This window comes from Microcoleus sp. PH2017_09_SFU_O_A (assembly GCF_020738625.1).
GTDB lineage: Bacteria > Cyanobacteriota > Cyanobacteriia > Cyanobacteriales > Microcoleaceae > Microcoleus.
On record NZ_JAEQCF010000003.1, the window covers coordinates 49,594 to 64,677 of the forward strand.

The 15,084-nt window shown below is 47.3% G+C and carries 9 protein-coding genes; 8 read left to right on the top strand and 1 reads right to left on the bottom strand.

The features are described from left to right. The first annotated feature begins 100 nt into the window (after window positions 1–100). The 7 genes from JGK16_RS01545 (at window position 101) to JGK16_RS01575 (ending at window position 4,784) form a co-directional block, all read left to right on the top strand. Entirely contained in the window at window positions 101–2,536 is a 2,436-nt protein-coding gene (locus JGK16_RS01545) for a dynamin family protein (protein WP_293192103.1), read from the top strand. A 38-nt stretch (window positions 2,537–2,574) separates the two neighbouring features. Continuing rightward, window positions 2,575–2,778 carry a hypothetical protein gene (locus JGK16_RS01550; protein WP_293192105.1) on the top strand — a complete coding sequence of 68 codons (204 nt, stop codon included), beginning with the start codon at window positions 2,575–2,577 and terminating at the stop codon, window positions 2,776–2,778. After that, on the top strand, window positions 2,741–3,124 hold the full coding sequence (locus tag JGK16_RS01555) for a type II toxin-antitoxin system PemK/MazF family toxin (protein ID WP_293192107.1): 384 nt from the start codon (window positions 2,741–2,743) through the stop codon (window positions 3,122–3,124). Before JGK16_RS01550 ends, JGK16_RS01555 begins: the two co-directional genes overlap by 38 nt. Window positions 3,125–3,368: 244 nt before the next feature. After that, on the top strand, window positions 3,369–3,803 hold the full coding sequence (locus JGK16_RS01560; protein ID WP_293192109.1) for a KGK domain-containing protein: 435 nt from the start codon (window positions 3,369–3,371) through the stop codon (window positions 3,801–3,803). A 27-nt stretch (window positions 3,804–3,830) separates the two neighbouring features. Then, complete coding sequence (locus JGK16_RS01565) at window positions 3,831–4,076, top strand: HNH endonuclease (RefSeq protein ID WP_293192111.1); 246 nt, start codon at window positions 3,831–3,833, stop codon at window positions 4,074–4,076. Between the two features lie 88 nt (window positions 4,077–4,164). Next, a complete protein-coding gene (locus tag JGK16_RS01570) occupies window positions 4,165–4,401 on the top strand; it encodes a toxin-antitoxin (TA) system antitoxin (RefSeq protein ID WP_293183398.1) in 237 nt (78 codons plus the stop codon). After that, window positions 4,398–4,784: a type II toxin-antitoxin system VapC family toxin gene (locus tag JGK16_RS01575; protein ID WP_293183400.1), complete on the top strand. Its 387-nt coding sequence runs from the start codon at window positions 4,398–4,400 to the stop codon at window positions 4,782–4,784. The genes JGK16_RS01570 and JGK16_RS01575 overlap by 4 nt, the downstream gene beginning before the upstream one ends. Window positions 4,785–4,787: 3 nt before the next feature. Here the strand turns inward: JGK16_RS01575 and JGK16_RS01580 are convergent, their stop codons facing one another. Further along, the gene (locus JGK16_RS01580) at window positions 4,788–8,600 is read right to left on the bottom strand and encodes a sugar-binding domain-containing protein (protein ID WP_293183402.1); all 3,813 of its coding nucleotides are present in this window, start codon (window positions 8,598–8,600) and stop codon (window positions 4,788–4,790) included. Window positions 8,601–9,281: 681 nt separating this feature from the next. Between JGK16_RS01580 and JGK16_RS01585 the strand changes: the two genes are divergently transcribed. Next, the gene (locus tag JGK16_RS01585) at window positions 9,282–14,816 is read left to right on the top strand and encodes a PAS domain S-box protein (RefSeq protein ID WP_293192113.1); all 5,535 of its coding nucleotides are present in this window, start codon (window positions 9,282–9,284) and stop codon (window positions 14,814–14,816) included. The last annotated feature ends 268 nt before the right edge of the window (window positions 14,817–15,084 follow it).

A 15,084-nucleotide genomic window follows, 5' to 3' on the forward strand; every position in this document is an offset into this window, starting at 1 on the left:
CCTCGATAACATAAGTAGAATTACTGTTGCAATTATTCAGGAACTAGCCGAAAATTAACAACAAGCTAATTTTCCCACAATACAGGAGCATTCTGCCGCGATGACTCAAATGCCGCCTCAATGCAAAAATCTGCAAGAGCAAGTTGACTCTCTACTGCAACTGCTGCGTCAGGAACCGTCTTTGCGACAACAAGATATCACGGCGGTACAAGCTTCTCTGAAAAAGGCAATTTCTCCCGAGTTTGAGATTGTGTTTGCGGGCGCTTTCAGTGCGGGAAAATCAATGCTAATTAATGCTTTGTTGGAGCGAGAATTGCTCTACAGTGCGGTCGGACACGCAACCGGTACTGAATGCTATATCGCCTACGCTGAATCTACCCAAAAAGAGCGTGTTGTTCTCACTTTTTCGAGCGAAGTTGAGATTCGCCAGCAAGCCTATGCTCTTTGCGAACAGTTAAATTTAACTACTGAAATTGATATTAATCTCACAGATGTAGTTAAAATTTTAGCTCAGGGATGCAGCATAATTATCGAAAAGGAAGGCGGAGAAAATAAATCGGAGAGAGCTAAACAAGCGAAGGCTTTGACTCTACTTTTAGAAGGGTTTGAAGCGAATCGCGATCGCATTCAAGCTGTGGAAAATGCAACTTATTCGATGGAACAGTTTAATTTTTCCAATCTCAAGGAAGCTGCAAGTTACGCGCGGCGCGGTAGCAACAGCGCTGTACTCAAGCGAGTTGAATATTACTGTTACCATCCGCTGCTGCAAGATGGGAATATTATTATTGATACGCCGGGAATTGATGCGCCTGTCAAACAGGATGCGGAATTGACCTATGATAAGATTGAAAGCCCGGATACTTCGGCGGTTGTCTGCGTCTTGAAGGCTGCGTCGTCTGGGGAAATGACGACGGAAGAGACGGAGTTGATGGAGAAAACGCGATCGAATCCCGGAATTCGCGATCGCCTGTTTTACATTTTCAACCGCATTGACGAAACTTGGTACAACGCGCAACTGATCCAGCGCTTGGAAAATCTGATTAATTCCGACTTTCGCGACACCGCCAGAGTCTATAAAACCAGCGGATTGCTGGGATTTTACGGGAGTTTGATAAAAGGGACAACCGGGCGCGATCGCTTTGGTTTGGATAGCATATTTGTCGAAAGTCGCGATCGAGTTGATGCAGACACGAATGCGGATAGTAAAAGTGAAAACACTGAAGAAACACCGCTATTTGTCAGCGAATTTAACCGCTACTGTGCGAATTCCGGGAAACTATCTCCCAGCAAATTTCGGATTTCAGTTAACAGCTACGAAACGCCCAGTCAAAACTACGTGCGGATTCTGGCAGAACAAGGTCAACCATTAATTCAGCAATTAATTCAAGATAGCGGCATCGAAGATTTTCGCACAGCCATCACCGATTATCTCACAAAAGAAAAGCGCCCGCAACTGTTCAGAAATCTCGCTGACGATTTAGAGGATTTGTGCATTCAACTGCGGAAACAATACCAAACAATTCAGCGGAATTTGGACAGCCAGCCCCGCGAAATTGAAGCGATGAAAGCCCAAGAACTTTTACGTCTAAATCAAGAATTGCAGCAAGTCGGACAGGAATTTCGAGAACATATCGCCAAAGAAGTCAATGATATGATTATGAACAGATGCGATATTTTCGATACAGATTTTCGCCAACTGCAATCTCGGATGATTCGCCGCTTGGATGAATTGCTAGATGGATTTTCGGTTGAGGCGGCTTACGGACGAACTTTGATGACTCATCCGCGGAATGCTACTGCACCTTTAATTGCGGTTTTAGTGGAAGCGCTTTATTATTTAGCCAATCAGTTGGAAGATATTTTAGTAGAGGCTACTAAGTCACTGGTTGAGAATTATTTCCAGTATTTAAAAGACAGCATTCGTAAGTCAGAATATTATCGATTGCTTTATCGGTTGTTGGGGAATGACGGGGGAATTGAACAGCAGTTAGAGGAGTTGTCACAGCGGGTTTCTCGTGCTTTGGTGAATGCGGCGGGCGTGGAGTGCGATCGCTACGTGCGAGAAAGTCCCCGTTTTTACGACGAAGGCACGTTTTCGATTTACCAATTCCGGGAAACATTGCAGCAAACATCCCAAGGTTTTGACTGCGAAAATATGGTAGACGCGCAACCAGCAATTCGGCAATTATTGAGGCTAGATTTTGAGCCAAAAGTATCGAAAACCATTCGGCAAACTTTCCGCCAAACTGTGAATCAAACGCTGAAAGAGCATTTGTTACCGATGGCGGAACAGCAAGCTGATGATATTTTGCAGAAATACAGTCAAGCCCGCGATTATTTGGAGCAAACTTTGGCACAGGAAGCTGAGGAGAAGATTGCTAAGAATCTGCGGCTGCAAGCTGAGAATGAAGAGAAGATTCAAGAGTACGATCGGGCGGTTTCTGTGATTAATAGTTGTTTGCAGGCGATGAAGTTGCACGAGCATTTGTTGCCTGTAATTGGAGAAAATAATAGCGTTGTTGTGGATTGTGAATGATTGTGCTATAATAGCCAACAAAGAGCGACTTTAATTCTATGAACATTCGCCAAAAACTTCTAACAATAATCGAGCAACTTCCCGATGATAAGTTGGCAATACTTCTCAACCTAGCGCAGTTTTTGACAACAGGAAAAGAATCTGTTCAACCGATGCTTGTATCCCAAGCTTATCAAGATTGGCTGAGTGCGGAAAATGACATTTATGACGAACTATTTGCTGATGAACTTGCGAAGAGGTGATGTAGTGTTGGCTCAAGTACCCATGCCTTCTACTCAGCTAACACAGTTTAAACTGCGTCCGGCTGTGATAATTTCGGCAGATAATCTCAACCAAATTATTGACGATGTGATGATTGTACCTTGTACTTCTAAGACAACTCGCTCTTTGACGGCAGCTCAATATTTGATAACAGGAGATGAAATTGCATTGGCTGGTATTAGAGTTGAGTCTGTAGTTAGGTGCGAGTCCATTTTTACCCTCAATAAGTCAATGATTACTCGCAAACTGGGTGCTTTTTCAACTGAGGCTATAAACCACGTTAATCGCTGTTTGATGGTAGCTTTGGAATTAGAAATAGTAGATTAAATAGGACTTGCACGAGGGTGGTAAGTGAATGATTGCAATTTTGGCGATTGAAATTACGGCGATTGGAAATCGCGCCTACACAGACAAAACCCGCCTCCGCGGGTTGAAGACATTCTTAATTCTTAGTCCGCGGAGGCGGACATCGTTTGTATAGCCGCGAATTCTATTCGCCGGGATTCTTGCCAAAACAGAGATGCTACTCTAAAATAGTTAGGATAACATTTGAAAAGACTTAAAGATTAATATGGAAGATAAATTTGATTTTCACAACTGCGGTAATGATGATGCTTTATCTTTTAGTCATGCAATGCTTAAAATAGAAAAGCTCAAGGAAATAGTAAATGGAGTTTTGTCTGAATCTGAACTAGGAGAGACAGTCAATAAGTCGTTAAGCGAACAGAAACTAGATATTGCTTTAGGTTATGATAGGAAGCAAGGACGTTATTTATATGAGAAATGGTTTGGTGATGGTATAGATTGTGAAATTCTCAGAGTGGGTGCTCAGGGCTGGAAAAAAGGAAAGATGAAGCTCAAACTCAATGTCACCATAGAATTTTGCCCAGACGAACCAGAAGTCGAAGAAACACCAGAAAACAACAACTCAGAAACCAACCAACCGGAATCCCCCCTCGATGATTTGCGCCGCCAACTTCTCCAACAAGAAAACTCACCCAGCTAATCCATCAAACATCTGCGGTTAAAAATAATGACTAAAACCCCCAGAATTCCCATCCCTCCAGAAGTCAGAAAATACGTATTCACCCGCAACAAATATCAGTGCCAAAGCTGCGGCCAAACCAAACTAGAAGCAGAACTGTCGATCGATCATATCATCCCCCTAGCCCGCGGCGGCAGCAACGACATCAGCAACCTGCAAACCCTCTGCTGCACCTGCAACCAAAGGAAAACCGACAAACTAGACCCGCGCTTTAAGCGACACTTTGACCTGTGATATTTAGTATAATAAGTTTGACCGTTTGATATGGAAATTGCACTCTGCCATGCGATCGCACTTTTAACTCCTAGCTAGGATAACTGCAATGCTCACAAAAACAGTTGACATACAAGAAGCACAAACAAATTTAAAAGAGTTATTATCTCTAGCACTTAAAGGTATAGAGGTTGTTCTCACAGAAGGTGGCATTCCCCTTGTACGATTAGCGCCCATTGCATCCCCAGCTAAGCCGCGCACAGCAGGATTGCACGCTGGAACAATCTGGACAAGTGAGGATTTTGATGAACCGTTATCTGATGAATTCTGGACAGGGAATCTATGAGATTACTCCTCGATACTCATACCTTCATTTGGTGGGACAGTTCCCCGCAAAGACTTTCACCAAAAGCTCTTGCCTTGTGTCAAAATCCAGAAAATACTTTGCTTGTAAGTGTTGCCAGCATTTGGGAAATCCAAATCAAGCTCCAACTTGGTAAACTAAGTCTGAATCTGCCTTTAACAGAAGTGATAGAAAGCCAGCAAGTGACTAACAATATAGAATTGCTACCTATTACTATTGCTCATGTTTTAGCCTTGAATAACTTACCAACTCATCACAAAGATCCCTTCGATCGCCTATTGATTGCTCAAGCCAATATAGAAGACGCTGTGTTAGTGAGTTGCGATTCGATATTTGCCAAATATCCGGTCAACATTGACTGGTAACTCCTACCATCGATAATACCGATAAGGATCGTCCCCATTCTCAAAATCTGTCTTATAATCCGGGTGATAAAACTCCTGACTCGAACCGTTAAATACAGCACCATCGGCCCTAAAACTTGCCCCTAAATTAGCTAAAATCTGAGCATTTGCCCGAGTTTGCCGCCAGCGAGTAAAACGCAAATAAGTCTTAGCATCAGCATTCAAACTATCCGGGTCAATTTGAGAGAAAATCGCCACGCCCTTACCTACAGCAACCCGGCTTAACAAACCGTCAGCACCGATTTCTCCCCCAGACTTAATCAACCAAGTATCATAAAAAGAGCGCGATCGCAAATCCGAACCGCTAAGCCCCTTCACCTCATCCCAACCAGGCACCGCCAGCGAACCCCCGAAATCCTTCGCCTGCTGCAAACCCACGCCCAAACCCGCAACAGGTACTTGACGCGGCAAGAAAAACGCATTTCCGCCACCATTCAAATAAGCGCGCAAATCTGCATCTTTCAGATTCGCTTCGGCACCCACAATCGCCAAACCAGCATCCTGAGAAAGCGCATTAGCCCGCTGATAAATTACCCCCAAACTGTCCAACTTCTTGGCATCTTTGTCTCCCCCAATTAAAACCACCTTATCCGGCTTTCCAAGCATTGGAGAATTCGTCCCGTAACTCACAATTTGTTGGACTAACTGCGCCGCCCCACCATCTACAGAATAATGGTCTTCCAAATCCAACTCGTTTAAAATCAGCCGCCCTTTTCCATAATCCAATTCCATCAGCGGGGAATAAGCTAAATCAAACTCAGATTCCAAAATTGGCCGCCAACCGCTGCGGTGCGGCTTCTCAATTGAAGCGCTGCTGACTGCGCCGCGATTTCCCCAATGCCAGCCGTACCAAGGCATATTTGCTGGACTCAATCTCGATCCAGTTTGAGTTGTATCTGGATAAGCTTCAACCAGCGTACTTTCCCCCATCCAATCCCGCAAATCTTCACCGTCTAAACCGATAATTGCTGGATGATTGCTGTCAACTGGATAGGCGCGGCGGCTGACGTGTTCGGCAACCCGCAAACCCATGTTTTTTAGCCATTCCCGGCGCTGAGGAAACACCATTGTTTTGCCGCCGTTTCGCACGAAATTTTCTAAATTTCCTGGCAAATTTTGCCCGCTAGAAAAAGCTTCCCTACCGATAATTAATAGCGATAAAACTTGCGAACCATTCCAAGGCACCAGACTATAACCTAACTGCTTTAACATTGCCGATGTTTTGCCAACTGGATCGAAGATTGTTAGCGTATCCTTGATTTTGGCTTGATTGGCAAACACCCGGAAAGGAAATGTATCAGAATGCGGCCGATCGCCAATTCGTGCAGTTAAACTAATTTCGCCGTCAGCTTTGCTAGAAATTGTATTTGGCAATTTCACGTCAATTGGGAAAAATAGCGTGCCTGCTGTGTCAATTTTCCCCTTCTTCTCCCCAGTTGCTACCTCTTCTCCTCCGACCATAACTCGCCAATTTAATGCAAAATCTTGCTGCGCTCTGGTATCGTTAATTAATACTATTTGCTTAGCCAATTTGCTGCCTGCAAAAAAGCTGTGATCTTTGGCAGCAAAAGCCTGATTAGCACCAGCAATCCAAGCTAAAGTCGGGCCGTTATTCTTCATAATTGCCTCCCCTGCCGGATAAATTTTGTAAGCTTCTGGTTGCAAATGATGCATCAGATTGTTGGACACTTGCTTCAAATAAACACCTCGGCGACCCGATTGAAATCCTCCCAGATCTACCTTGGTTCTGCCAGCATCCGAAACATCCCAACCGTGTCCTTGCTGCCAAGGAATCATGCCCCCAGACATTCCAAAAGTCCGCCAAGTCCGCCAAGTATTCGTACTGAATAAATACTGCAACTTTTGAAAAGCAGGTGCAAAATCTAAATCCTTGCTCATGTGCCAGCTTTTATACTGCATATCCTTGACAAATTGCTCGCGAATTTTACGTTTATAAGTGGGAGTTTCTAAGTCGTAAGCTTGTTTGCCAAAGTAAATTGCTGCAAATTCAGTCATCCAAGGTTCGCTAACAATCACCTTATCAAAACCTTGGCGGTTCCGCATCATGGTCGCGTGCAGAGGCGTGCCAAATTCTACTACCATGTAGGGCATTTCTCCGGTTTTACTCCACTCTGAAATCCATTCTTCCCTTTCTTGTAACGGCATCACATTTAAATAAGAATTTAGCGAATAAACATCGCCAAAAGTGCCGCCTTGATGTACCATTACAGGTCTGGTTGGGTCTACAGATTTCATAGCAGCAAAAGCTTCATTTCCCAGGGGGGTTTTTGCCCGCAAACGCTGGTCTTCGACGGGGCCGATTGTTCCTTCTACTGTTTTCTTGCCGATGCGGCGGGGATTTTGGTCGTCACCGTTGCCGAAATAATTGGGACTTGTTGCCCACATTAATACTGAGGGATGATTGCGGTAGCGGCGCATTTCTGCTGTCATTCGCCCTTTCCAGCGATCGATAATTTGGCGGTTATTCCATTGTTCGCTCCAAGCTATGGGAGTAATATCTAATGCGGGCGCCATAATTGGAAAACCTTTGAGATCGGCGCGTTCGGAAAATAGTTCTCTGAAGTGCCATCTACCCCGTTCGTCGTGATTCCAAGGCCAGATTTCTGCTATATTGAAACCAGCTTTTACATAGGCGTCTATTAAACTGTCTGAAACTTCTACTGTGCCACCTTCCCATGTATCGGAATGCAAGGCGGGACGCAGGCGAAACTCGGTGCCATTTAAGAAAAATTTGCGCCCTTGTACCCAAAATTCGCGGAAGCCGAAGGGTTGGTTGTATTGCGTGTTAACGCCGCTGCCTGTTACTTCTAATTGCAGGGTGTAGAGGTTGGGTTTGCCGGCATCCCAAAGGCGGGGACTTTGCCAATCCCACTGGACTTTTACGGTTTGAATTGGTTTGGCTTGAACGGTTGCAGTGCCTGTAAATTTTTGTTCGACTTTGCCTTTTTCGTCGAGCATTTGCGCTACAAGCTGAACTTGACCGTTTTGGGTAATGTCTTTGAGCTCTACATCTAATTTAATTTGCTTTTTTCTGGTGGAAGTTTGGACGTATACATCGCTAACTAGCGGGCCTGGGGCCACGCTAAGAACCCTGACTTCGCCGATGATTCCCCGCGATTGCAAGTTGGATTTTGTGGTGTATATTTCTGTGGGACTCATGATCACGGCTTTGTCTTTTTCGTCGGAGACTGCCGCGACTAAAATAGATATTGTATTTTGACCTGGTTTGGCTACTTTGGTAATTTCAATATTGCCGTAGGGCCATTCGATTTGACCGCAGTTAATGCCGTTGACAAAGATAATTGCATCGGTGCTGACTCGGGCTAAGTCGATAAAAATGCGGCGGTTTTTCCACTCGCCGGGAATGTCTATTTTTTTCTGATACCAAGCTTTTGATAGTTGTTTGCTGTTGAAGTTTTCCCAGTCTTTGCCGGTGCCGCGAGTGATGATTCCGGGTATGAATTCGTTTTTTTCTTCTTGCCAGTCTCCGGGTACTTGGATGGAGCCCCAATTTGGGGAGGCGGGGGGACTTTGGGGGTTGCCTGTGGCGGGGACAAATTGCCAGGTGCCGTTGAGATAGATTTGGTTGCGCTGGTTGTCGATCGCGCTGGCGGTAGCTGTAGTAAGATTCGGAAAGCCGATCGACATTACTGAGTTGGTGACCGAGTTGGGATTTTGCACCGCGTAACCGATGAATCCGAAGACGATGGCGGCTGCGAAAAATAATCCGATAATTTTTGCCAGCTTGTGATTCATCGTAAGTTCCTCCCAGAAATCAACTTATCCAGTTTGTCTCTTCATTTATCATAAGCTGCTGCGCGCATCAATTGCTTGGTTTCGACGAGTGGACAAAGGGGAAAGTGGGAGAAAGGGGAGAGTGGGAGAGGGGGGGAGTGGGAGAGGGGGAGAAAGGGGAGAAAGGGGAGAAAGGGGAGAAAGGGGAGACGTGGGAGGGAGCATCTCAGTTTTGCATTTATTATAGTGCGAGCGTCCCCGCTCGCGTATTGTAAAATACGCGAGCGGGGACGCTCGCACTCAAAGAAAAAATGCTTTTTACAAAAATGAGATGCTCCTGAGGGGGAGATTGGGAGAGGGGGAGATTGGGAGTATTTTTCTGATTCTCTGTGACTAATGACTGATGACTGATGATAAGGTTTACGAGCGGGGACAGCACTGATGACTAATGACTGATGAGGGCGGGCACGCACCATCCACCGCCCCTACTGACTAATGACTAATGACTAATGACTAATTACTAATGACTACTATCAACTGTCAACTGTTAACTGACTTCAGCAAATCTGTCTGTGGGAAGATGGCACGGCGCCGACAAATGTGGTTTGGTATAGAAAAAACACATAATTTTTTTTAACCATGTTGTTTTATAGGCACAAACAGAAATAGTGCGATCGCGCCATCGCTACAGGTCAAAAAAAAATGAGTCGGTTTCAGGTCTTGCCTTTACCCATTAAATCTTACAGCATTGCTACATTTACCGCAGGCACGGCCTTACTGCTGACAACTCTGTTACTGTTTGCACTTCAGGCAACTCCTGCAATCTTACTTCTTGCCGCTGCAATGGTTGGCGGCTGGTATGCTGGTTTAAAGTCCGCAGAACAAGAACTAGAAATAGAACGCCAGATTATTTCAAAAGTAACTGATACCACAGCTTGCTTGATTGTAGTTCTCGACAGTCGAGGACGGATTGTGCGATTCAACCAAGCTTGCGAAAAAACAACTGGCTACTCGGTAGCAGAAGTTCTGGATAAATATGTTTGGGATCTGTTCTTGATTCCCGAAGAAGTTGAGGCAGCTCAAACAGTTTTTGCTAATCTAAACGCAGAAGTTGTTTACAGCGAATATCAAAACTATTGGCGCACTAAAAATGGATCCAAGCGCTTCATTTCTTGGTCGAATACAGTGATGCTGGGTATTGATGGCTTGGTAGAATATGCGATCGCAAGTGGTATCGATATTACCGATCGCAAATTAGCAGAAATAGCCTTGGCTTCATCCTACGCCAAGCTAGAAAACCGCGTCAAACAGCGCACGGCTGAGCTAACAGTAGCTAAAGAAGCGCTGCAAGCTCAAGAAGAACGATTTCGCTGTTTAAGTTCCTGTTCGCCTGTGGGAATTTTTATGGCAGATTTTGAGGGGCGCTACACCTATGCAAACCCTCGCACTCAGGCGATTTGTGGCTTGAGTTTGGCAGAACTTTTAGGAGATGGTTGGGAGAATTGCATTCACCCGGAAGACCGCGATCGCGTATTGAGCCGATGGCTGGATTATACTCGGGAACTTGGGGAATATGCGATCGAGTATCGCCTGCAAACAGCAGAGGGGATTGTGCGCTGGATTAATGTTGGTTCGGCGCCGATGTTCTCCGACTGTGGGGAACTTATCGGACACGTGGGCACGGTGCGAGATGTTACTGAAAGACAGCAAACACAAGCAGCTTTGTCTAGCAGCGAACAGCAACTGAGAACGCTGCTAGAAAATACGCCCGATGTGATTATCCGCACCGATAAAGAACTGCGTTATATTTATGTCAACGAAGCAGTTGCCCGAACTCAAGGAAAACCAATTTCATTCTTCCTCGGGAAAACCAGTCAAGAGATAGGAATGCCGCCGGAACTTTGCCAGAGGTGGGATGAAACTCTCCGCAAAGTGCTAGAAACTGGTCGAGAAGAAGTCATCGAATTTCAGGCTTACTCAACCGACGGCATCAGAAGTTATCAATCTCGCGTAGTTCCAGAGTTTGACAAAGACGGCGTACCAGAATCGGCGTTAATTGTTGCCCGCGATATCACAGAACTCAAACTTACAGAAAGTCAAAGATTGCAGTTGGCAACCGAGCAAGCAGCCCGAGAAAAAGCCCAAATAGAACAGCAGCGATCGGCATTTTTGGCAGAAGTTAGCAAAATTTTGGCTGCTGCGTTTGACGGAGAAACAGTGCTGCAAAATGTCGCTGAATTAGCAGTTAATTCTGTTGCCGATGGGTGCTGCATTCATTTGACCGAAACTGACTCAAAAGTCCGCAAAGTCGCTGTGGCTCACGCAGAAGCCTCTACGGTTGATACGATTAATAAGTTGAGAGTTTGCAGCCCGATCGCCTTTGATGCTGTTAACGGCTATCCGCTGGTAATTCGCACCGGCAAATCCCAACTAATTGCCGAAGTGGATGAGGAGATTTTAGCAGCAGCAGCCGAAAATGCAGCAGAAATTGAAATGCTACGCGCGGCGAAGCTATCCCGTAGGGAATCGCTCAATATCGGTTCTCACGCTTGCGTACCGCTGAAGGCGCGCGGGCGGGTAATGGGTGCGATCACTTGCTTTACCTCAAAGTTGGGGCGCCGCTACAGTGCAGAAGATATGGCAATGCTAGAAGATTTAGCATACCGCGTGGCGATCGCCCTGGACAACGCCAGACTTTATGCAGAAGCGCAGCAAGCACTAGCTCAAACATCGCAATCCTTCGCCTTAATTGACTCGCTGTTAGAAGCATCTCCCCTAGCGATTTGCTTTCTCGATCGCGAAATGCGATTCATCCGCATCAATCAAGTATTAGCAGAACTCAACGGTTTGACAGCAGAACAGCATCTCGGTCAAGACTACCGCCAATTGTTGCCAGAATCCGCTGCCGAGTTTGCACCAATAATTCAGCAAGTTCTAGAAACCGGCGAACCTGTTTTAAATGTAGAAGTCAGCGGCGAACATGGGGGAAGACCCGGATATTTCGGCTACTGGCTCGCCAACTACTACCCGGTGAAAAATGAAAGGGGAGAAATCATCGGCGCTGGCATAATTATCGCAGATGTTACCGCAGCTAAACAAACAGAATTAGCTTTGCGGGAAAGTGAAATGCGCTTCCGCAGCGTGGTAGATTCTAACATGATCGGCATTGGTTTCTGGGAGGCGGGCGGCGAAATTACCGAAGCTAATAACGCCTTGCTGGACATGATTGGATATACGAGAGAAGACTTAATTTCAGGAAAAATCCACTGGAGCAATATCACGCCGCCGGAATACGCAGAACTCGATCGCGCAGCCCTCGCCCAAGTCGCAGCATCAGGAAGTTGCGAGCCTTTTGAAAAAGAATACATCCGCAAAGACGGCACGCGCTTCCCAGTTTTTGTCGGCGCCGGACACTTGCAAGGATGCACAGACAAAGGATCGTTCTTCGTGGTCGATATCACCGATCGCAAACAAGCTCAAAACCAGATCCGAGAAAACGAAATTCGCATTAGCAACCAACTAGCAGAACTCGACTTAGTTTACAACACCACACCAGTCGGGCTGTGCTTTCTCGATACCAATTTGCGCTACATCCGCATGAACGAATGCCTCGCTGCGATCAACGGCCGCACGATCGCAGATCACATCGGGCGCACCGTCAGAGAAGCGATACCGGAACTTGCCAATCTGGTAGAGCCGATTTACCGCCAAGTGCTCGCTACGCAAACCCCCGTACTCGACATGGAACTTAAGGCCGAAACCCTTCAACAGCCGGGAGTTGTGCGGGATTGGCAAGTCAGCTTTTACCCCGTGATCGATGAATCGGGAACGCTGTTGGGAGTCAGCAGCGTGGTTGCCGAAATTACCGATCGCAACCAAGCAAAACGGGTAATCCAGCAAAGCGAAGCTTTATTCCGCCGACTGTTAGACTCAAATATTTTCGGAGTCGCGATCGGCGATTTTACCGGCCGCATCGCCTACGCCAACGACTCCCTGCTCAACATGGTGGGCTATACTCGCTTAGACGTGCTCTCCGGTCAAATGCGGTGGGACAATATGACCCCCTCCGAATACCTCCACCTCGACGCCCGGGCGGCCGGGGAACTGCGGGCGTCGGGAGTCGCAACTCCTTTTAAGAAAGAGTACATCCGCAAAGATGGCAGCCGCGTGCCGGTGCTGATGGGCGCGACGACTTTGTGCCCTGACAAGGGCGAACCAGAGACGATCGTCGGATTCTACATTGACTTGACCGAAATCTCGCGGGTGGAAGCAGAACTCAAAAACAATCAACAACGGCTGCAAATCGCTCAGCAAGCAGGCAAAATCGGAACTTTTGAATGGAACGTCCAAACGGGCGAACTCGCGTGTACGCCGGAGTTAGAGGCTTTGTACGGGCTGCCGGCCGGCGGTTTCCAGAGCAGCTATCAAAATTTGCTGGCAATGGTGCATCCAGACGATCGCACTTTCACCGAACAGCAGGTACTGGCTGCGGCGACGAACGGCGAGGAATTAAACATCGAGTTCCGCATCTGCCGCTCGGATAGCAGCGTCGCCTGGATTGCTTGCAGGGCTAAGGTGTTTCAGGACGAGCGCGGTTTGCCCCTGCGGACTATCGGCGTGAACGTCGATATCACCGATCGCAAACAAGCAGAAGAGGCGCGATCGCAAATCAATCAAACTTTGGAAGCCTTGATCCAGGCTTGTCCCCTAGCAATTACCGTTTTCGGCGCCGAGGACGGCATTGTAAAAATGTGGAACCCAGCCGCTGAGAGGATTTTTGGCTGGCCAGAATCCGAGGCGGTAGGTAAATTTTTGCCCAGCGTTCCCCCAGACAAGCGGGAGGAATTTATGGAGAATTTGAAAGGAATTCGCGCTGGAAATGCGATCGCCGGCATGGAAACCCAGCGCCAAAGAAAAGACGGCACTTCGATCGACATCGGTTTGTGGGCAACTCCAGTCCGCGACGCCAAGGGTAACATTAACTGTATGTCGATCGTCGCCGACATCAGCGATCGCAAGCAAGTCGAGGCAGAACTCGCTCAGTTGCTCGATCGCGAACAAGCCGCGCGGGCAGAAGCAGAAGCCATCAACCGCCGGAAAGACGAGTTTCTAGCCACTCTTTCCCACGAACTCCGCACGCCTTTAAACGCAATTCTGGGTTGGGCCCAAATGCTCCGCACCCGCCCGTACACACCAGATTCTTTAGCTTGCGGTTTGGAAGCGATCGAGCGTCAGTCGAGGGTGCAAACGCAGCTAGTCGAAGATTTGCTCGATGTTTCCCGGATTATTCAAGGCAAGCTGGTTCTAAAACCCGGCTGGTTCGTCATGACAAAGACGATCGAAGTTGCCCTCAATTGTGTCAGTTTCGCCGCTCAGGCTAAGTCTGTGACTGTTTCCTCGGAATTTGACCCCGCAATCAGTTTGATGTGGGGCGACGCCCAGAGGTTGCAGCAGGTAGTCTCGAATTTGCTGACTAACGCCGTCAAGTTTACGCCATCCGGGGGAACAGTCCAACTGCGTTTGTCTGCGGTAGCTGTTGCTAATTCCCCATCACCTAATTACATACAAATTATTGTTAGCGATACCGGCAAAGGCATTTCTGCTGAGTTTCTGCCCTACGTGTTCGATCGCTTCCGACAAGCAGATGGCTCAATTACTAAGGCTTACGGGGGTTTGGGACTGGGATTGGCGATCGTCGAGCACTTGGTGGAACTTCACGGCGGCACTGTACGCGCCGAAAGTCCCGGAGAGGGACTCGGGGCGACATTTACAGTAATGCTGCCCCTGAAACAGCGTCGGAGTCAGCAGCCGCAGTTGATAGAGGAAAGGCAATTAGCTGCCGTGAGTCCTGGTATTTTGGCTGGTTTAAAGGTATTGGTAGTTGATGACGAACCCGACAACCGCGAGTTTTTGGTTTTGGCGCTGAAACAGTTGGGGGCTCTGGCGATGGCTGCTGCTTCAGCCCAAGAGGCGATCGACATTTTACAGCAGTCGCCGCCGGATATTTTAGTCAGCGACATCGGGATGCCGGTTGAGGATGGCTACTCGTTAATCCGCAAAGTGCGATCGTCCGAATCTGACAAAATCAAGCGCTTGGCCGCTGTGGCGCTGACAGCTTATGCTAGCGAACAAGACCGGCATCGGGCGATCGAGGCCGGTTACGACGAACACTTAGCAAAGCCGATCGATTCTGCTCGATTCGCCACAGTTTTAGCTCAGTTAAAAACCTTACACTAACAGAAGGTACGTAGTTGCGCTTGAGCGCTCCGGAAAGGTACGTAGTTGCGCTTAAGCGCTCCGGAAAGGTACGTAGTTGCGCTTGAGCGCTCCGGAAAGGTACGTAGTTGCGCTTAAGCGCTCCTCCAGGTACGTAGTTGCGCTTGAGCGCTCTGAGCTTACATATAACCAAGAGCGCTTAAGCGCAACTACATACCTAAATCAAGAGCGCTTAAGCGCAACTACATACCTAAATCAAGAGCGCTTAAGCGCAACTACATACCTAAAT